18 protein-coding genes and 1 riboswitch are annotated in these 18,012 nt (G+C 67.8%); of the genes, 12 read left to right on the forward strand and 6 right to left on the reverse strand.

From position 1 onward, the window contains the following. The first annotated feature begins 35 nt into the window (after nt 1–35). On the forward strand, nt 36–437 hold the full coding sequence (locus VER16_RS04905) for a c-type cytochrome (protein WP_324805871.1): 402 nt from the start codon (nt 36–38) through the stop codon (nt 435–437). Here the strand turns inward: VER16_RS04905 and VER16_RS04910 are convergent. Beyond that, on the reverse strand, nt 434–4,075 hold the full coding sequence (locus tag VER16_RS04910; protein WP_414716022.1) for an ATP-binding protein: 3,642 nt from the start codon (nt 4,073–4,075) through the stop codon (nt 434–436). The two genes, VER16_RS04905 and VER16_RS04910, sit on opposite strands and share 4 nt — an antisense overlap. A gap of 76 nt (nt 4,076–4,151) precedes the next feature. On the opposite strand from VER16_RS04910, the gene VER16_RS04915 reads away from it, so the two are divergent. The 6 genes from VER16_RS04915 (at nt 4,152) to VER16_RS04940 (ending at nt 9,876) form a co-directional block, all read left to right on the forward strand. Then, nucleotides 4,152–4,790, forward strand: a complete 639-nt coding sequence (locus VER16_RS04915; RefSeq protein WP_324805875.1) for a response regulator transcription factor — start codon at nt 4,152–4,154, stop codon at nt 4,788–4,790. Nucleotides 4,791–4,979: 189 nt separating this feature from the next. Then, nucleotides 4,980–5,351, forward strand: coding sequence for a glycine zipper 2TM domain-containing protein (locus tag VER16_RS04920; RefSeq protein WP_324805877.1), 372 nt, complete (start codon nt 4,980–4,982; stop codon nt 5,349–5,351). 141 nt (nt 5,352–5,492) lie between these two features. After that, nucleotides 5,493–6,620 carry a phosphotransferase enzyme family protein gene (locus tag VER16_RS04925; protein ID WP_324805879.1) on the forward strand — a complete coding sequence of 376 codons (1,128 nt, stop codon included), beginning with the start codon at nt 5,493–5,495 and terminating at the stop codon, nt 6,618–6,620. A 111-nt stretch (nt 6,621–6,731) separates the two neighbouring features. Beyond that, nucleotides 6,732–6,826, forward strand: a riboswitch (TPP riboswitch). A gap of 70 nt (nt 6,827–6,896) precedes the next feature. Then, a complete protein-coding gene (locus VER16_RS04930) occupies nt 6,897–9,086 on the forward strand; it encodes a TonB-dependent siderophore receptor (RefSeq protein WP_324805881.1) in 2,190 nt (729 codons plus the stop codon). A gap of 8 nt (nt 9,087–9,094) precedes the next feature. Continuing rightward, nucleotides 9,095–9,658, forward strand: coding sequence for a nicotinamide riboside transporter PnuC (pnuC, locus tag VER16_RS04935; protein ID WP_324806279.1), 564 nt, complete (start codon nt 9,095–9,097; stop codon nt 9,656–9,658). A 65-nt stretch (nt 9,659–9,723) separates the two neighbouring features. After that, nucleotides 9,724–9,876 (forward strand): hypothetical protein, encoded by a 153-nt coding sequence (locus tag VER16_RS04940; protein ID WP_324805884.1) that lies wholly within the window; start codon nt 9,724–9,726, stop codon nt 9,874–9,876. A 60-nt stretch (nt 9,877–9,936) separates the two neighbouring features. On the opposite strand, the gene VER16_RS04945 is transcribed toward VER16_RS04940, so the two are convergent. From VER16_RS04945 to VER16_RS04955, 3 genes are all read right to left on the reverse strand, one after another. Beyond that, on the reverse strand, nt 9,937–10,911 hold the full coding sequence (locus VER16_RS04945) for a Dyp-type peroxidase (RefSeq protein ID WP_324805885.1): 975 nt from the start codon (nt 10,909–10,911) through the stop codon (nt 9,937–9,939). Between the two features lie 66 nt (nt 10,912–10,977). Further along, nucleotides 10,978–11,250: a hypothetical protein gene (locus VER16_RS04950; protein ID WP_313144241.1), complete on the reverse strand. Its 273-nt coding sequence runs from the start codon at nt 11,248–11,250 to the stop codon at nt 10,978–10,980. Between the two features lie 4 nt (nt 11,251–11,254). Further along, complete coding sequence (locus tag VER16_RS04955; protein ID WP_324805888.1) at nt 11,255–11,578, reverse strand: hypothetical protein; 324 nt, start codon at nt 11,576–11,578, stop codon at nt 11,255–11,257. Nucleotides 11,579–11,696: 118 nt separating this feature from the next. Between VER16_RS04955 and VER16_RS04960 the strand changes: the two genes are divergently transcribed. The 4 genes from VER16_RS04960 to VER16_RS04975 are packed head-to-tail and all read left to right on the forward strand — an operon-like array spanning nt 11,697 to nt 14,551. Continuing rightward, the gene (locus VER16_RS04960; RefSeq protein WP_324805890.1) at nt 11,697–12,425 is read left to right on the forward strand and encodes a hypothetical protein; all 729 of its coding nucleotides are present in this window, start codon (nt 11,697–11,699) and stop codon (nt 12,423–12,425) included. 12 nt (nt 12,426–12,437) lie between these two features. After that, nucleotides 12,438–12,941, forward strand: a complete 504-nt coding sequence (locus tag VER16_RS04965; RefSeq protein ID WP_324805892.1) for a sigma-70 family RNA polymerase sigma factor — start codon at nt 12,438–12,440, stop codon at nt 12,939–12,941. Further along, nucleotides 12,938–13,540 (forward strand): hypothetical protein, encoded by a 603-nt coding sequence (locus VER16_RS04970; protein ID WP_324805894.1) that lies wholly within the window; start codon nt 12,938–12,940, stop codon nt 13,538–13,540. The genes VER16_RS04965 and VER16_RS04970 overlap by 4 nt, the downstream gene beginning before the upstream one ends. Nucleotides 13,541–13,588: 48 nt before the next feature. Continuing rightward, nucleotides 13,589–14,551 carry a DUF6624 domain-containing protein gene (locus VER16_RS04975; RefSeq protein ID WP_324805896.1) on the forward strand — a complete coding sequence of 321 codons (963 nt, stop codon included), beginning with the start codon at nt 13,589–13,591 and terminating at the stop codon, nt 14,549–14,551. 117 nt (nt 14,552–14,668) lie between these two features. Here VER16_RS04975 and VER16_RS04980 read toward each other — a convergent pair whose 3' ends face one another. Beyond that, the gene (locus tag VER16_RS04980; protein WP_324806281.1) at nt 14,669–15,241 is read right to left on the reverse strand and encodes an Ax21 family protein; all 573 of its coding nucleotides are present in this window, start codon (nt 15,239–15,241) and stop codon (nt 14,669–14,671) included. Between the two features lie 269 nt (nt 15,242–15,510). Here VER16_RS04980 and VER16_RS04985 point away from each other — a divergent pair, with 269 nt between their 5' ends. Continuing rightward, entirely contained in the window at nt 15,511–16,833 is a 1,323-nt protein-coding gene (locus VER16_RS04985) for a chloride channel protein (RefSeq protein WP_324805898.1), read from the forward strand. On the opposite strand, the gene VER16_RS04990 is transcribed toward VER16_RS04985, so the two are convergent. Further along, nucleotides 16,834–18,000, reverse strand: coding sequence for an MFS transporter (locus VER16_RS04990; protein WP_324805899.1), 1,167 nt, complete (start codon nt 17,998–18,000; stop codon nt 16,834–16,836). It abuts the gene before it with no gap. Nucleotides 18,001–18,012 lie beyond the last annotated feature (12 nt).

The following is an 18,012-nucleotide window of genomic DNA, read 5'->3' on the forward strand; positions in this document are numbered from 1 at the left end:
CCGCTGCCGGCGGCACGCCGTTATCCTGCCCGCCCATGCGCGCCCTTCGACTGCCCCTGCTACTGACGTTCGCCCTGGTGGCCAGCGCCTGCCAGCGCACGCCATCGGCACCGCTGACGCCCGAGCAGGCGCGGCTGCAGACCCAGCAGCAGGCCTTCGAGATCTGCGCCGGCTGCCACACGGTCAAGGCCGGTGGCATCCACCGCTTCGGCCCCAACCTGCACGGGGTGATCGGCCGCCGCGCCGGCAGCCTGCCCGACTACGCCTATTCGGACGGCATGCGCCGCGCCGGCTTCGTGTGGAGCGCGCAGACCTTGGACACCTTCCTGCAATCGCCCACCCACGTGGTGCCGGGCACGCGCATGTACAACGCCTTCCCCAGCCCCGAGCGGCGCGCCCTGGTGATCGCCTACCTGCAGGAGCAGGCGGCGCGCTAGCCCGCTGTCGAGGCGGCAAGGCGCTGCAGCTGCTGCTGCAGGTGCTGCACGAACCGGCCGACCTGCTGCAGCACCGGCGCAGCATCCGCATCGCCGGCCTGCTGCAGCTGCTGCTCCAGCGTTGCCGCGCGCTCGGCCAGGCCGCGTGCCCCCACTGAACCGAGCGCGCCGCCCATGCGGTGCAGCTGCTGCACCACGGTGGCACGGTCGCCCTCGCCCACTGCCCGTTGCAACAGCGTCATATCGGCCTCACTGGCCTGCAGCAGGCTGTCCCGCAGCTGTTTGGCTACCTGCAGCGAGCCAAAACGCTGCTGAAGCGCCGCCAGATCAGGCAGCAGCAGTGCCGCAGGGTCCTCCTGCGCTTCGCTGGCTGCCTGTTCCTGCAACGCTTCAGCGACCGCAGGCCCGCCTGCCTGCAGCTGCGCCGCCTGCGGCAGCCAGCGCAGCAGCGCCTGCCGCAGCGTCGCCAGCGACAGCGGCTTGGCCAGCACGTCATCCATGCCGGCTTCGCGGCAGCGCCGCGCATCATCGTTGACCACGCTGGCGGTCAGCGCCAGGATCGGCAACCGCGACTGGCCGTTGCGGCTTTCGCGCTCGCGCAGCAGGCGGGCGAAGGCAAAGCCATCGAGCACCGGCATGCGGCAGTCGGTGATCACCAGATCGAAACGCTCCACCGACAGGCGATCCAACGCCTGCTGGCCGTCGTCCACCAGCACGTGCGGCACCCCCAGCTGCTGCAGGCGCCAGGCCATCATCGCCTGGTTGGTCGGGTGGTCCTCCACCACCAGCACGCTGGCCTGGCGCAGCGGCGGCGGCAGCAGCGCCGTCTGTTCCTGTTCGGACAACAGCGCCTGCACGTCCTCGGCACGCGCTTCCACCAGTGACAGCGTCACCTCCACCCGCGTACCTTCGCCCAGCACGCTGTGCAGGGCGATCTCCCCGCCCATTTTGTGCACCAGGCGATGGCAGATGCTCAGGCCCAGGCCGGTCCCGCCATGCTCGCGCTGGATGTGCACACCGGCCTGGACAAACGGCACGAACAGATGCGGCAGCTGCGCTTCGGCGATGCCGATGCCGGTATCGGAGACGATCAGGCGCAGCGGCTGGCTGCCGTCCTCGCGGGTGGCGCCGACCACCTCCACCTGCAGGCGCACACTGCCCTGCGGGGTGAACTTGATGGCATTGCTGAGCAGGTTGAAGATGATCTGCCGCAGGCGCACGCCATCGACTTCATGTGCCGGCGCCAACCGCGGGTCGATCTCCACCTGCAGGTCCAGGCCGCGTGCGGAGGCCTGTGCCGACAGCAGCCGGCACACGCTTTCCAGCAGCGGCCGCAGCGGCATCGGCACCGGTGCCAGGCGCAGCGCGCCGGCCTCCATGCGCGAGTAATCGAGGATGTCATCAAGGATCTGCCGCAGCATCTGCGCCGAATCCTCGATCACCCCGATGATGCGCTGCTGTTCCTGGTCCAGTGGCGAATGTGAGAGCACTTCCAGCATGCCCAGCACGCCGCTCATCGGTGTGCGGATCTCGTGGCTCATGGTGGCCAGGAAGCGCGATTTGGCCTCCACCGCCTCTTCGGCCTCGACCTTGGCCGCCGCCAGTGAATCAGCCTGCGCGCGTGCTTCGCTCACATCCACCCAGTAGCCGCTCCAGGTCACCACACCCGCTTCGACCGAATAGGGATGCGCCTGCGTGCGTACCCAGCGCAGCGTGCCGTCGTCGGCGTGCACGCGGAACTCGAACGACAGCGGGGCGAAGGTGCGTGCGGCCACCTCGGTACCGCGCAGGATGCCAGCGCGGTCCTCCTCGTCGATACGCTGCAGCAGCACGGACGCATCGGCCATGGCCTGCTGCGGGGAAATGCCGAACAGGGCCTGCACATCGCCGGCAATGAACGGGAAACTGAGCGTGCCGTCGGCATCGCGGCGCGCCTGGTAGACGGTGGCCGGCAGGTTGTCGGTGACGTCGGCCAGGCGCTGTTCGACAAGGCGGCGCCCTGCCATTTCCCTGCGCAGGCGCCAGTGCCCCAGCGCATACACCAGGCCGGCGGCCAGCAGCACCAGCAACACGGGCAGGCCCCACTTGCGCAGCGCACTCCAGTGCACATCACGCGCGTACTCGGCCTCCACCCAGCGATCACGCAGGGCCTCGCGCTCGCGCGGGGTCATCTGCAGCAGCAGGCGGTCGAAGGTGGTGGCCAGGGCCGCGTGACGGACGTCCACGGCCAGCGCAAGCTCGTCGTTGAAGTTGGCCGGTGCCGCAATCTGCAGCTGCTCCGGAAAACGGGAGCGCATCAGCTGGTCGACCAGGGCCAGGTTGCCCACGTAGGCATCGGCATCGCCATCGGCCAGCCGCTGCAGTGCCTGTTCGGCGCTGCGTGCCGCAATGATGCGGGCGTCCGGCGCCTGTTGCAGCACATAGCCACGCACCCGTTCCGGATCGGACAACAGCACGCGCTTGCCCTGCAGATCGGCGAGGCCGAGCAGCACCGGGCTGCCCTGGGCGGTGACGATCACATTGGGAACGCTGATGAACGGCTGGCTGAAGACCCATCCGGGACCCAGATAGCGGGAATCCAGAGGAATGCCGATGACCGCCTGCAGTTCACCGCGCCGGGCCTTCTCGCGCACATCGAACCAGTCATGGCTGGGGTCGATGCGCAACGTGGCCCCGGCCGCCTGCAGCCGCTGCAGGTAGCCACTGGCCAGGCCACTGGGTTTGCCATCTGGCCCCGCAAAGGACAGGGGCGCGGCGTTGGGTGCGAAGCCGATCGTCAGCGGTTCCTGCAGCACCTGTTTCTCAGCCTGGCTGAGTGCCAGCTGCGCCGTCGCCGACCACTGCAGCGGCGGCAACCAGTGCTGCAGCAGCGCATCGCGTTGCGAAGGGCTGGTCCCGGCCAGAGCAACATCCAGCGCCTCGGCCAGCCGCTCACTGCCGTGGGCGACACCGAAATGCAGGCGCTCGGGCGGCAGATCGCTGGGCCGCAGCAACGTGATGCCGTCGATCTGCCGCATCGCGATCAACTCGGCGGCCACGTATGCATTCCCGATGAACACGTCAGCCTTGTCGTCTTTGACCATGCGCAACGCCGCCTGCGTGTCTGCCGCAGACACCTGGCGGGCCCGCGGGAACCGGGCGCGAACCTGCGGAGCGGTCAGGAAATCCTGCTCGGTCACCACCCGCAACCCATCCAGATCCGGCGCCTGTGACGCGCGCAGGTCGCCGCTGCGGCCCACGATGGCCAGCGGCGCTTCCACATAGGCACGGGTGTAGGCCATGCAGCGGGTCCGCTCACGGCTGAGCGCGATGTTCATCACCACGTCGATCTCGCCGCGACAGGCCGCATCCAGCACGGCATTCCAGTCGCGGTAGCGGCGGTACTGGACCTTCATGCCCAGTTGACGTGCCAGAAGCGACAGGTAATCTGGTCCCAGACCAACGGGCTGGTCCTGCTGCAGGGTCTCGAACGGTGCCCACCCACTGTCATACTGGCCGACAACGATGACCGGATGCACCGCCATGAACTGGCGCTGTTCCGGCGTCAGCAACAGGGGTCCCGGCTCGGCCTGCGCCAGCACGGACAGGCCCAGAAGTCCCAGCAAGAGGATCCATCCACGCACCGCCCGGTTCCGCATCTGCGACGTTCTCCCAGAAACCCGCCTGGTACCGCGCGACTCGCGGCTGGCACTGCCCGAAAGGCCATACTAGAGCATGACCTTGCGCATCATCATCGCAGACGACCACCCCGTAGTACGCATCGGCACCCGCGCCGTGATCGAATCCAGCGGCGTGGGCCGGGTGGTGGGCGAAGCGGAGAGCGTGCAGGCGCTGATGGCCGTGCTGGCCAGCCAGCCCTGCGACATGCTGGTGACCGACTACTCCATGCCCGGCAGCGCCCAGGCCGATGGCTTCGCGATGATCGGCATGATCCGCCGCCGCTATCCTGACATGCCGGTGCTGATGCTCAGCGTCTCCAACAACCTGGCCATCCTGCGCATGGTGCTGGACAGCGGCGTGCTTGGCCTGGTCGACAAGAGTTCGTCGATGGAGGAACTGCCGCAGGCCATCCAGACCGTCTACCGCGGGCAACCCTATATCAGCCGCAGCCTGCGTGATCGGGTGGAGGAGGCCGGCAGCTGGCGCATGCGCGAGGGCGATGGCAAGCCGCTGTCGCCACGTGAAGTGGAAGTGCTGCGGCTGCTCGGCACCGGGATGACGGTCAAGGAGATCTCCCTGCAGCTGCACAAGAGCGTCAGCACCATCAGCCGGCAGAAGGGCGATGCCATGCTCAAGCTGGGCCTGAAGGGCGACGCCGAGCTGTTCGACTACCTGCGCGACGGGAAAATCTGAACCCTTTCCCTCTGGCGATTGAACTTTCAGGCTGGCTTCATGCCGTTTGACGCTAGATGAATGCGCACGCCGCACGATGCCACGCGCAATGTTCCGACAATGTTGGACGACCAGCGTAGGCATCACGGCAGCCAGGGCGCCCCCGCCCTCCCTGCCCAACGTGGCATGCCCCAGACAGGAGAACCGAACATGATCAGTACGTCCGCAATCAGCTTCCGTGGCCTGGCGATGGCACTGGCCCTGCTGGCCGGCGTGGCCGTGGTCAGCGACGCCAGCGCCATGTCGAGAAAGGACAAGCGCACCGTGGTCGGCGCGGTGGTGGGCGGCGTGGCCGGCCATCTGATCTCCAACGGCGACCCGACCGCGACCGTCGGCGGTGCCGTGGCCGGTGGTGCCATCGGCAACCTGACCACCAGGGACCGCCATGACAACCGCTATGACCGCCGCTACGACAACCGTCGCTACGACCGCGGCTACAACCGGGGTTACAGCCGCGGCTACCACGATCGTGGCCATGACCGCCGCCATTACCACGACCGCGGCCGCCATCGCGGGTGGTAAGCGCGCCAGCGGCTGAGCGGTACCGCAACGGGCAGGTCCTTGACCTGCCCGTTTTCGTTGCGGATTCGTAAGTTGCGTCGGCAGCGCCCATGGCGTTGAATGCGCAGCCTTGGTGACTCCTTTCCGGGCAGCGGCTGCGGCATGACTTCTTCCCCCCATCGCGTGCAGGGCCTCAACAACGACGAGGTCGCCGCCGACTGGCCGGCGATCAGCGCCGAGGAAGTCGCGTGGCTGTGCACGCAGTATCCGGCGCTGGCGGCCGACAGCACACTGCAGTGGCACAGCCCGCGCCCGCTGTCGGCGGCAGCAATCGTGGAAAGCGCACGGCGCCGGGTGTTCATCAAGCGCCACCACCACAGCGTGCGCAGCGCCGCCTGCCTGCAGGAAGAACACCGTTTCATCGCCCATCTGGCCGCTCACGGCGTGCCGGTGGTGCAGGTGCTGGCCGCCGCTGACGGCGCGACCGCCGTCGAGCACGGGCCATGGACCTACGAACTGCACGCCGCCGGCGCCGGGGCGGACCTGTACCGCGACGCGGTGTCGTGGTCGCTGCTGACCAACAGCGCGCAGGCGCTGCAGGCGGGGCGCATGCTCGCGCGCCTGCACCAGGCCTCGGCCAGCTTTCACGCGCCCCAGCGCAGCACCCATATCCTGGTGGCGCGCGACGACCTGATCCGCGCCGAGGATCCCATTGCCGCGCTGCAGGCCGACCTGCCGAACCGCCCCGGCCTGGCCCGCTATCTGGCACGCATTCCCTGGCAGGCCCAGCTGCGCGCGGAGGTGCTGCCCTGGCATGTGGGCCTGGCAGCGCGCCTGCGCGACGAGCCACGACTGTGGGCGCACAACGACTGGCACGTCTCCAACCTGCTGTGGAATACCGACGGCACGGTGGCCACGGTGCTGGATTTCGGCCTGGCATCGCCCACCAGCGCCTTGTTCGATCTGGCCACGGCCATCGAGCGCAACGCCGTGGCCTGGCTGGAACTGGAACGCGGTGCCGGCGCCGTGCGCATCGACATCGCCCTGGCCCTGCTGCAGGGCTACCGCGAGGTGCTGCCGTTGCCGGCCCGGCGCGTGCAGCTGCTGGCCGACCTGTTGCCGATGGTCCATTTCGACTTCGCACTGTCCGAAGTGGAGTATTTCGAAGGCATCACCGGCTCCACCGCCAATGCCGACATGGCGTGGCAGCCATTCATGCTTGGGCACCCGGCGTGGTTCCACACCAAGGCAGGCCAGGCCTTGCTGCAGGCGCTGCGCGCGGCGGCGTAAGGGCAGGTGCCGGGGTCGGATCCCTTCCCAACGGGAAGGGCTCTGACCCCATTCCGGCCGACCCCGGGTCCCCCACCGCTCGCAAATCCGTACCGTTTGTAGTGAAATGGTCATCTGAAGCGGGGGTGCCTGGATTGCCAGGCTGAGAGAGTCCCTTGGAACCTGATCCGGTTTGCACCGGCGTAGGGAGCTTTGAGCAGCAGTCGCACCCCCGTTCCGGGCAGGTGCGTCCGTGCGCCGTCGCTTCGTCTCCCTTGCTGTCAGAAGACGAACCGAATGAACCGCTGCCTGCGCCCGACCCTGCTCGCCCTTGCCCTCTGCGCCGCCCTGCCGCTGCATGCCAGCGCAGCCGAGGCATCCCCCGACGTGGACGCCTCCGGCGCCGAACGTTCGCCGACCGAACTGGCCGCCGTGCGCGTGCAGGCCGGCAAACCTGCAGCCGATACCTCGCGCGCCAATGCCTTCGGCGGCGGCAGCTGGAAGGACACCCCGGCTTCGGTGAACGTGCTCGACCGCGATTACCTCGACCGCCGCCAGGTGCGTTCGCTGTCCGAGCTGGCCAGCAATGACGCCTCGCTGGGCGATGCCTACGCGCCGGTCGGCTACTACCAGAACATCGCCATCCGCGGCTTCGCCCTGGATGCGGCCACCGGCTACCGCTTCAACGGCCTGGCCATCGCCGGCGAACAGCGCCTGGCCCTGGAGAACGTGCAGGACGTGCAGATCCTCAAGGGTGAAGCCGGCCTTGCCGCCGGCGTGATGGCCCCGGGCGGCATCATCAACTACGTGGGCAAGCGCCCGGCCGAAGTGCGCACCGTCACCCTGGGCACCGATTCGGAAGGCTCGCGCTATGTCGCCGCCGATATCGGCCACTGGATCACGCCGCGGTTCGGCGTGCGCCTCAATGCTGCGTGGGACGCCAGCAATTCCTACGTCGAACATGCCGACGGCAACCGCAATTTCTATTCACTGGCCGCCGATTGGTTCATCGGCGAACGCGGCAAGCTGGAAGTGGACGCCAACTACCAGACCAGTACGCAGCGTTCGGTGTCCGGCTACCAGCTGCTGGGCGCCAGTGAGCTGCCGCGCGGCGTCGACCGCAAGCACCTGCTTGGCTACCAGCCGTGGCAGCGCCCGGTGGATATCGCCAGCACCAACATCACCGCCCTGCACACCTACGATTTCAACGAACGCTGGCATTCGCGCGTGTCGGTGGGCTACAGCCGCTCGGTCATCGATGACAACGTGGCCTTCGCCTACGGCTGCTACTACACCGCGCAGTGCGCCGATGGCAGCACGCCGGGCAACTACTTCGCGCCCAATGGCGACTACGACATCTACGATTACCGCAGCCCGGACGACACCCGCCGCAACCAGCAGGCGCGCGCCGAGCTGCGCGGCCGTTTCGATACCGGCAGCATCGGCCATGAGCTGACCATCGGCGCCGACTATTTCCGCCGCACCGTCGACCGCCGCCCCAGCGTCAACGAGTACGTGGGCAGCGCCAACATCCATGATGCACAGGTGCCGGTGTACGAGCCCTCGCCGCTGCAGCCGGGCCCGTCCGCGCGCCGCCTGGACAGCCGCCAGACCGCCGTGTTCGCGCTGGACCGCATCAGCTTCGGTGATGACTGGCAGTGGCTGGCCGGTGGCCGCTTCGTGCGCCTGGACGAACGTGCCTATGACAAGCGTGGCAACCCGCAGCGACAGAGCCGCCTGTCGCGGTTCCTGCCGCAGACCGCGCTGGTGTGGAAGGCCAACGACCAGCTCAATGTGTATGGCAGCTACGTGCGCGGCATTTCGCTGGGCCAGGAAGCGCCGTTCTGGACCACCAACGCCGATGAATTCCTGCCGTCGGTGCAGTCGCGGCAGCTGGAAGTGGGCGTGAAGTACGTGCCGGTGCAGACCCTGACCCTGGGTGCAGCACTGTTCCGCATTTCCCAGCCGTACCAGTTCGCCCAGCCGGACGACAGCGAGGCGGGCTACACCTTCGTCCAGCAGGGTACGCAGACCCACAGCGGCCTGGAGCTGACCGCCAACGGCCAGCTGACCGATGCGCTGCAGATCGTCGCCAGCGCCAGCGTGCTGCAGGCACGCGCACGCGATGCAGGTACGCCGGCCTATGAGGGCCACCAGCTGGTGAACGTGCCCAAGGTGCGTGCCAGCGTGCACCTGGCCTATGCGCTGCCCTTCGTGCAGGGCCTGGATGTGACCGGTGGCTGGCGCTATGCGTCCTCCAACGTGGCCCGTGCCGATGGCAGCGTGCGTGCGCCGGACTACTCGGTGTTCGACGCTAGCCTGCGCTTCCAGCATCGCCTGCACGAGCGTGCGGTGACCTGGAACCTGTCGGTGGACAACGTCTTCAACCGCTTCTACTGGCGCGATACCGGCAGCAGCGGCGGTGATTACTACCTGTTCCCCGGTGCACCGCGACAGGCGCGCCTGTCGGTGACGTTCGCGCTGTGAGCGGCCCGCTGCTCGAATGGACCGCGGCGCTGTGCAGCGTGCTCGGCGTCTGGCTGATGGCCCGGCGCCGGCTGGCGGCTTGGCCGGTGGGCCTGCTGTCGGTGGCGCTGTACGGGCTGGTGTTTGCCGAGGCCAAGCTCTATTCGGACACGCTGCTGCAGGTCGCTTTCGGCGGCTTCCTGGTCTACGGCTGGGTCAACTGGCGCCAGCACGCGGCCGACGAGGGCAGCATCCGCATCGTACCGCTGGCGCACGGCAAGGCGCTGCGCGATCTGGCCATCGGCCTGTGTGGCGGCGTTGCCCTGGGTATGGCCATGCACAGCTTCACCGATGCGTCGCTGCCGTGGCTGGATGCGATGCTGACCGCGCTGAGCCTGGTCGGACAGTGGTGGCAGGCGCGTCGCCACGTGGCGTGCTGGTGGGTGTGGATCGGCGTGGACGTGGTCTATGTGGGCACGTATGTGTTCAAGTCGCTGCACGTGACCGCGGCGCTGTATGTGTTCTTCCTGGGCCTGGCCGTGTATGGCCTGCGTGCATGGAGCGCTGCGGCACGCGAGCAGGAGCTTCGGTAGCCGCCAACCTTGGTTGGCGTGCTTCTGCCAACCAAGGTTGGCATCTACCGGACGGCCATCCACGCATGGCGTGGATCTACTGGGCGGTGCATCCACGCATGGCGTGGATCTACTGGGCGGTGCATCCACGCGTGGCGTGGATCTACTGGGCGGTGCATCCACGCATGGCGTGGATCTACTGGGCGGTGCATCCACGCGTGGCGTGGATCTACTGGTAGGCGCCAACCTTGGTTGGCGCTCCCGCAGCGATCAGGCGTTCATCCACGCGTGGCGTGGGGTCATTCGCCCAGATCGGCAAGCACCCTGCGCGAGGGCGCGAAGAAGGTCACGCCGGTGATGGCAGTGGAAAAGTCCAGAATCCGGTCGTGCAGCGGGGCTGGGTTGCCGATGAACATGCGCTCGAGCATCTGCTCGATCACCCACAGCCGCCGCGTGTAGCCGATGAAATAGGTGCCGTACTCACCGCGCCCCGGGTTGGCGAACGGCATGTTGTCACGCAGGATCTCGTGCTCGCCGTCGGCATCCTCGATGGTGCACAGCGTCTTGTGTGACTTCTGCGCGTCGGCCGGTGCGTCGTCCAGCTCGATGTTGTCGTGCTTGGTGCGGCCGATGATCGCTTCCTGCGCTTCGGTCTTCTGCGCGCGCCAGGCATCGAGGTTGTGCAGGTACTTCTGCACCACCACGTAGCTGCCACCGGCATGCTCGGGGTCTTCATCGCCAACGATCGTGGCATCCGGCAGCGACAGCCCTTCCGGGTTGGCCGTGCCATCGACGAAATCCAGCAGGTCGCGGCCATCGAAGTAGCGGAAGCCAGCCACCTCATCCACGGTTTCCACGGCATCGCCGAAGGCCATCAGCAGGTTGCGCTCGAAGGCGACGATCAGGTCCATGGTGCGCGCGCGCACGTGGTACAGCAGATCCCCGGGGGTGGACACGGCGGTGTGGGTCGCGCCCTTGATCTCGCGGAACGGCTTCAGCTCGCGCGGTGGCATGCTGCCCACCACCGGTTCCCACACGCGGTGGCCGATGGCCACGTTGCAGGTGAAGGTGCGCTCGATATCGCGGATCGCGGTGTTCTTGATCAGGTCATCGGTGCTGCCCAGCACCTCGCGCACCCTCGCGATGGAATCCGCATCGTCCTTGACCTTCAGCACCAGGAAGGCCGCCGAGTGGGTCAACGGCGCAGTGATCTGCTGCGGCTCGTTGTCGCGCGTGTGGTTGAGGGCGGTGATCGGTGCGGGCTGGGAATTCACGGTACTTCCTGCTGGCTTCAGGCGGGCGATTCTAGCGGAAGCCTCCTGCCGACGACGGAGCGGTTCTCAGTTCGGCACGCCATCCAGCCACTGCGCCGCCAGCGCGCGCGCGTTCGCTTCGCTGTCGGTGAGCGAGTGGTCCCGCTGCACATTCCACCACGCCCCGCGCCATTGCGGCAGGCCGTCGCCACGCTGGTAGCGTTCAACCTGGTAGCGCGTGCCGTCGCGCAGGATCCGGGCAAGCCGAAGTCGATCCTGCGATACCAGGGTGTCAACGCAGCACCAGCGCGAGGACCCATCGGCCAGCAGCCACGCGCCGTCGATGTCGATCGTCTGCATGCGGCTATTGCCGGGTGATCTGGAACTGCGCTGGCCCCAGCCAGGCAATGCGCAGGAAGGGTCCGGCCAGCAGCCCACGCTCGCGCAGCCAGGCAAACACCTCGGCCGGGGACCATTCGCGGCCGGCAGCAAAAGCGATGCCCAGCACGGTCAGCGCAAGGAACAGCTGTGCCTTGTCCGCGTCGCCGTCGGTGTCACGCTGCAGCGCCGGGCCGTCCCCCCGGAAGCCCAGCGCCCGCAGCGCTGTGCGCGGGCCATCGTCGAGCAGCATCACCTGCACGGTGTCGCCGTCGGCGCGCTGCACATAGGCGGAAACAGGCGGTTCCATCTGGGGCATCTCCTTGGCTGCCTTCCAGTATGCCGCGGGACGGTGCTCTGCAGAGGGATGTCAGGTTTTTTCCGCCTGCGGCGTCTTCAGTCTCCAATACCTGCCGACTGGAGAGCACATGCACGCCACGGATACCGCCGACACCACCCACGCGACCACGCCCTGGCCGACCCGACGCCTGCTGCGCTGGCTGGCAAGCAGCGCGCGCATGCTGCGCAAGGCACCGCTGCGCCTGTTGCTGCTGGCCCTGCTGCCGATGCTGGTGGAGATCGCCCTGCAGCTGGGGGTGCCGGCCGCCGGTGTGGTGCTGTCCAAGCTGGTGGTGCCTCTGGTGTCGATGTGGGCCCTGCTGATGCTGGATGCGTTCGTCCGCGGTGGCCGCTTCGGCCCGTTGCAGGCGTGCCGTCGCCTGTGCGCACGGCCGGCGTCAGCCATCGCGCTGGCCTTGCTCTCGGCCCTGGTCTTCGCCAGCCAGGTCGCGATGGCCGGCGTGCTGGCCGGGCCTGCGGCCGCTGCGGCCTTCGCACTGGGCGACAGCGCGGTACTGGCCACCACGGTCACCCGCCTGCAGATCGCCCTGGTGCTGGCCAGCGGCCTGCCGCTGGGCATGCTGCTGCTGACCACGATGCCGCGCGCCCTGCTGGATGGCATTCCCGTGCCTGCCGCGCTGCGCGACAACCTGCGGCTGCTGCGCGACGGCTGGCGACCGCTGGGCGCGTACCTGCTGCTCAACGCCGTGCTGCTGGTCGCCCTGCCGTACCAGCCGTGGCTGCTGCTGCCCCTGCTGCTGCTCGGCTACGTATCCTATTGGGTCTACCGCGATGCCTTCGCGGACGGCATCGGCTGAGGAGCGGCACGGTTGCGCGACACGCAGTCCATCAACATCGCCGAAGTCCTGCAGGCGCACTGGCCGATGCTGGCGCGCATGGCCGGCAGCTATGCGCGGGATCCCGCGCGCCGTGATGACCTGCTGCAGGAGATCAGCATCGCCCTGTGGCAGGCACTGCCGCGCTGGCGTGGCGATGAAGGCACGCTGCGCGCTTTCATCGCCCGGGTAGCCCACAACCGCGCGATGGACGCACTGGCCAGCGAACAGAGGCACCGCGGCAACAGTCTCGACGAACATTTGCCCGACCCCGATGCAGATCCGCTGCAGCAGGCCGCACGTGCCCAGCAGCACGATGGTCTCCTGCTGGCCGTGCGACAGCTGCCACTGGGACTGCGCCAGGTGGTGCTGCTGGCGCTGGAAGGATTTTCACAACGCGAGATCGGACAGGCGCTGGCCCTGGAAGAAAATACCGTTGCCCAGCGCCTGAGCCGCGCACGACGGCAACTGCGCGAACGGATGGGAGGCAGCCGATGAACCCGGCAAGCGACAGCAACGAATGGAGCGATCTGCAGGCCCTGTGGCAGCAGCAGTCCGGCCCGCCTGCGGTGGATGTGGCCGCGCTGCAGCGCGAGGCGGAGCGTCGCAGCCGCTGGATCCGTCTGCGTTCAGCCTTTGAACTGCTGGTCACCACGGTGGCCGTGGCCAGTTGCGTGCGCGCTCTGCTCGACCCGCGCAGGCTGATTGCGCATGGGCTGCTGTGGGGCCTGATCGTGTTCGTGCTGGCTGTAGCCGGGTGGATCTTCGTGCAGCGGCGGCGGCAGTGGCAAAGCTGCCGCTTGGCCCCAGCCGCACTGCTGGCCTTCGAGCGCCAGCGCGCGCGCATTTCGATACGGATCTGGCGGCTCAACATCTGGCTGTCGCTGGCGGTCTGGACCGGACTGGTGTGGATGGCGCACACCGCAATGCAGGCTGGCCCCGACGCACCCGGGGCACTGCCACCACAGACCTGGGCACTGAACCTGGGGTTGAACGGCGCCGTGGTACTGGCCGCTGCGCTGGCTGGCGCCTGGGCCGGACGGCGCCGGCAGCGGCGCCTGAGCCGGCTTGCCGAGCTGGAAGGACAGCTTGAGTAGGGCGACGCCATGCGTGGATGATGTGTCCAGGACCACGATCGGCCACGCATGGCGTGGCTCTACTGCCTGCCCTTCAAGGAGGAAGACACGATGACATCCATCCGCACATCCACGCTCGCTCCGGCACTGCTCGCACTGCTGCTTGGCACGGCCGGCGGCGCTCATGCCGGCGAGGCCGGCACATTCTTCAGCGCCCTGCAGCAGTACCAGGACGACAACTTCAAAGGCTGTGCCGATACGCTTGGCGTGATGTATCAGCAGGGCGCAGGCTTTCCCGATGGCGGCGAACTGCTGCTGGTCGAGTGCGCCGCCGCTGCCGGTGACCACCCCGCCGCGATGGCCTATGCCGTTGCACTGGTCGAACAGGACCGGCTGCCCGTCGACGACCTGCTGCACAAGGACCGCCCTGGCCTGAACGCCCTGCGCGCCGAGGCAGCCTGGCAACCGCTGCTGGCGCGCGTGGATGCCGCACAGAAGCAGCGCGCCGCGCAGATGGACGAGCCGTTGCGCAAGGCGCTGCTCGAGCGTGAGGCCCGCGACCAGGCCGAGCAGCACGCGGCCATCGCTGACGGCGGCGGCGAAGCGTTCAAGCGCGTCGCTCCCGTGGCCCAGGCCAATGCGCAATGGCTGAAATCGGTGATCGCCGAGAAGGGGTGGCCGACACGTTCGAAGGTCGGCCGCGATGGTGCCAAGGCCGCCTGGCTGCTGGTGCAGCATGCCGACCAGGACCCCGCGTTCCAGGCAGAAGTGCTGCCACTGATCGAACAGGCCGCCAGGGCCGGCGAGGCCGACCGTGCCGACGTAGCCTTGCTGACCGATCGGGTGCTGGTGGCGCAGGGCAAACCGCAGCGCTACGGCAGCCAGTTCGTGCGGGGTGAGGACGGCGCGATGCGCTTGCGCCCCACCGAAGACATGCCTGGCCTGGATGCGCGACGCAGTGCGATGGGCCTGCCGTCGCTGGCGGATTACAAGGCCATGCTCGCCGAAACCTACGGCACGCCAGTACGCTGATCACCGCCGGGGGCGTGAAGGAAAAAAGAAGCCCGGCGCGAGGCCGGGCTTCGGGTGGCGTGCGGGAGAGAGAGAGAGAGCACACGCCGGTAACGCACTTTTACTGCACTGCTGTTCTTACCAGGTGAAGCGCGGACCCACGAACCACTCGCGGTCGCCGGCCTTGGCCAGCTTCACTTCGCCACTCAGGCCCCAGTTCGGGGTGAACTTGGCGGTGGCGCCGACGCGGCCGTAGAACTCGCCGTCCGGATCGATGCCGTGCTTCTTGCTGAAGTCCTCGTAGCCGGCCAGCGCGTAGCCTTCCAGGTACGGGTTGAAAGCGGTGCGCAGGCCCACTTCAGTGGAGTAGCCGTTGAAGTCCAGGCCGTGCTTCATGTCGAACTTCTGGTACGCAACACGGGCCACCAGGTCGGTGTTCGGTGCGATGCCGTAGTTGTAGCCGGCGCCGATGCGCCACTGGGCGACATCGTTCTTGAAGGTGTCGGTTTCCTGCTTGTTGTAGTCAGCGAAGACCGAGAAGTTCGGGTGCACGGCAACCGAGCCCTTGACACCCCAGCCATCGGCGTCGCCGCCCTTGGCATCGGTGTTCACATAACCGCCTTCAACATAGTTGTACGACAGGCCATCGGCAGCCGATGCAGCGAACGGCAGGGCAGCCAGCAGACCCAGGGCGAGCAGCGAATTCTTGATCATCGGGACACACCTTTAATTATTTTTGGTTTCGTCGGCCGCCTCCCGGGAGGGGGAGAGAAGAGGCGGTCGACAGGTGTGAATTATCCGTTTGCTGGTGAAATCGACCCTGAATATTGAACTGACCAGTACATGAATGAAGTTGCTGTTCAGGGAACTCTGATGATCACCGCACGACGCTGCCCTCAGCCCTTCCCACCGCTTCAGGCAAGGCCAACGACCCTGGCGCTGCCTTTCGCCCACGCGCCCTGCTGGCCATACTCATCGCCATGATCGACCCCCAACGACTCCGGACGCATCTGCTCACCCAGCTGCGCAGCGAAGCCTGGCGCCGCCGTGCTGCGTTATGGATCGGCGCGGTGGCGGTGGCCCTGGTGGCCATCCTGTTCGCCAAGACAAGCGATGCGGCCTTCGGTCTGTTCCGCCGCGCGATCGAGCATTCGCCCTGGTGGGCACTGCTGCTCACGCCCGGCATCTTCGCGCTGCTTGCATGGCTGACCAGCGGTGCGCTGCGCCCCACCCGTGGCAGCGGCATTCCGCAGGTCATCGCCGCGCTGGACAAGCCCGATGAGGCATTCCGGAAGACCAATCTGTCCCCGGCGGTATCGGCCGGCAAGCTGCTGCTGACTTCACTGTCACTGCTGGGCGGTGCCTCGGTGGGCCGCGAGGGCCCCACCGTGCATGTGGGTGCCAGCCTGATGTACCTGTTTGGCCGCTGGTTCGGCTTCAAGGACCCGCGCGAACTGTCGCACTTCCTGCTGGCCGGTGGTGCCGCCGGTATCGCGGCGGCGTTCAACACGCCGCTGGCGGGCATCGTGTTCGCCATCGAGGAACTGAGCGGCCGCTTCGAGCATCGCTTTTCCGGCACACTGCTGACGGCGGTAATCGTGGGCGGTGTGGTATCGCTGGGGCTGCTGGGCAACTACACGTATTTCGGCCACGTCAGCGCGCGCCTGCCGCTGGGCCAGGGCTGGCTGGCCATCCTGCTCTGCGGCGTGGTGGCAGGCCTGCTGGGCGGCCTGTTTGCACGCATGGTACTGGCCAGCGTGGCCGGACGTCCGCGCTGGCTGGGCACGCTTCGCCAGCGCCACCCAGTGCTGCTGGCAGCGGCCTGCGGGCTTGTGGTCGTCAGCCTTGCGCTGGTGTTCGGCGACGGTGCGTTCGGCACCGGCTACGAACAGGCACGCAGCCTGGTGCAGGGCCAAGCGGTGGTCGGCCATGAATTCGGGCTGATGAAGCTGCTGGCCAACCTGGCCTCTTACATCGCCGGCATTCCGGGTGGACTGTTCTCACCTGCGCTGGCGGTAGGTGCCGGTCTTGGCCACAACCTGGCCGTGCTGATGCCCGGCGTGGACCCGCGCGCGTTCGTGCTGCTGGGCATGTGCGCCTATCTCACCGGGGTGACCCAGGCGCCGCTCACCTCGGCGGTCATTTCGCTGGAACTGACCGACAGCGGCGATCTGCTGCTGCCGATCCTGGCCACGGTGCTGATTGCACGCGGCGTGTCCGGGCTGGTCTGCCGGGTGCCGATCTATCGTGGTCTGGCCGAGCAGCTGCTGCCGCCGCCGCACAGGACCGGGAGCGGCGCCTGATCAGCGCGCGTCAAACCGCTGCGCGCTGGCCGGGCTTGCCCGCGCTGCCAGCACCAGTGCGGCAGCGGTCACGCCGGCCATCGCCACCCACGCGACACTGAGGTCGCCCACGGTGTCGCGGATCGAACCGGCCACAAATGGCAGCACGCCCCCCACCAGATAGCCCACGCCCTGCACGAACGACACCAGGATGCCGGCCTTGGCCGGCTGGCTGCAGTGGTCCATCACCAGGATGAGGGTCATCGGGAACAGGCCGCCGATCGACAGGCCCAGCAGGCACATCAGCAGCCACGGCGCATGCATCGGCGCAAGGCCGATCAGCACATAGGTGAGCGCGGTGGCGGCCAGGAACAGCGCCAGCAGCACGCGACGGTCACGGAAGCGCGGTGCCAGCCAGGAAACCAGGAAGCCTCCGGCCACTTCGGACAGGCTCAACGCCGCCAGCATGAAGCCGGCCTCGTTGGCGCGCACACCTGCTTCCATCATGTACGGCGCGATCCACGCCAGGCACAGCGTGTAGCAGCTGCTGGACACGCAGAACAGCGCCACCAGCAGCCAGGTGCGGCCATGCTGCCAGGGACGGAATGCGGGGGGTGTGACTGCCTTGGCGGACGTGCCGGTGGAAGGTGCATCGGCGTGCCCGCTGTTGGGCAGCCACAGCACGATGCCGGCGATGGCCAGCACGGCCCAGAACGCCATCGTGCCCTGCCAGTCCAGCCAGTGCAGCAGGGCCGATGCGCTGGCGGCCGCCAATGCCGCGCCGCCCATGATCATGCTCACGTACAGGCCCATCAGCAGGTCGACGCGGTGCGGGAAGCGGGTCTTGATGTAGCCGGGAATGAGCGACTGCACGATGCCGATGCCCAGGCCGGCGGCCACGCTGGAGCCCATCAGCCACAGCGGTTCATGCGACGCCAGTTTGGCCAGCGCCGAGGCGGCCGTGAGGGCCAGGCCCATGGCCACGCCGCGCCGATAGCCCATGCGATAGACCAGGCCGCCGGCCATGGCGATCAGGCCCATGGCCATCATCGGCAGGCTGGTGAGCCAGCCGATCTGTTCGAAGCTCATGCCATTGCTGGCACGGATGGCATCGGTGAGCAGGCTGACCACGGCCAGCACGGGGCGCAGGTTGAGGCCGACCAGCAGGAGGGCCAGGACCGGGATCAACCCGGGACGCGA

The sequence above is a fragment of the Stenotrophomonas sp. genome (assembly GCF_035634915.1).
Taxonomy (GTDB): Bacteria; Pseudomonadota; Gammaproteobacteria; order Xanthomonadales; family Xanthomonadaceae; genus Stenotrophomonas.

What these genes read in the sequence shown, in the direction of transcription:
- VER16_RS04915 (WP_324805875.1), top strand. Translation starts at nt 4,152, where the DNA reads ATGACCTTGCGCATCATCATCGCAGACGACCACCCCGTAGTACGCATC.
- VER16_RS04975 (WP_324805896.1), top strand. Translation starts at nt 13,589, where the DNA reads ATGGCGTGGCTCTACTGCCTGCCCTTCAAGGAGGAAGACACGATGACA.
- VER16_RS04905 (WP_324805871.1), top strand. Translation starts at nt 36, where the DNA reads ATGCGCGCCCTTCGACTGCCCCTGCTACTGACGTTCGCCCTGGTGGCC.
- VER16_RS04985 (WP_324805898.1), top strand. Translation starts at nt 15,511, where the DNA reads ATGATCGACCCCCAACGACTCCGGACGCATCTGCTCACCCAGCTGCGC.
- VER16_RS04970 (WP_324805894.1), top strand. Translation starts at nt 12,938, where the DNA reads ATGAACCCGGCAAGCGACAGCAACGAATGGAGCGATCTGCAGGCCCTG.
- VER16_RS04950 (WP_313144241.1), bottom strand. Translation starts at nt 11,250, where the DNA reads ATGCAGACGATCGACATCGACGGCGCGTGGCTGCTGGCCGATGGGTCC.
- VER16_RS04930 (WP_324805881.1), top strand. Translation starts at nt 6,897, where the DNA reads ATGAACCGCTGCCTGCGCCCGACCCTGCTCGCCCTTGCCCTCTGCGCC.
- VER16_RS04910 (WP_414716022.1), bottom strand. Translation starts at nt 4,075, where the DNA reads ATGCGGAACCGGGCGGTGCGTGGATGGATCCTCTTGCTGGGACTTCTG.
- VER16_RS04955 (WP_324805888.1), bottom strand. Translation starts at nt 11,578, where the DNA reads ATGGAACCGCCTGTTTCCGCCTATGTGCAGCGCGCCGACGGCGACACC.
- VER16_RS04925 (WP_324805879.1), top strand. Translation starts at nt 5,493, where the DNA reads ATGACTTCTTCCCCCCATCGCGTGCAGGGCCTCAACAACGACGAGGTC.
- VER16_RS04940 (WP_324805884.1), top strand. Translation starts at nt 9,724, where the DNA reads ATGGCGTGGATCTACTGGGCGGTGCATCCACGCATGGCGTGGATCTAC.
- VER16_RS04920 (WP_324805877.1), top strand. Translation starts at nt 4,980, where the DNA reads ATGATCAGTACGTCCGCAATCAGCTTCCGTGGCCTGGCGATGGCACTG.
- VER16_RS04960 (WP_324805890.1), top strand. Translation starts at nt 11,697, where the DNA reads ATGCACGCCACGGATACCGCCGACACCACCCACGCGACCACGCCCTGG.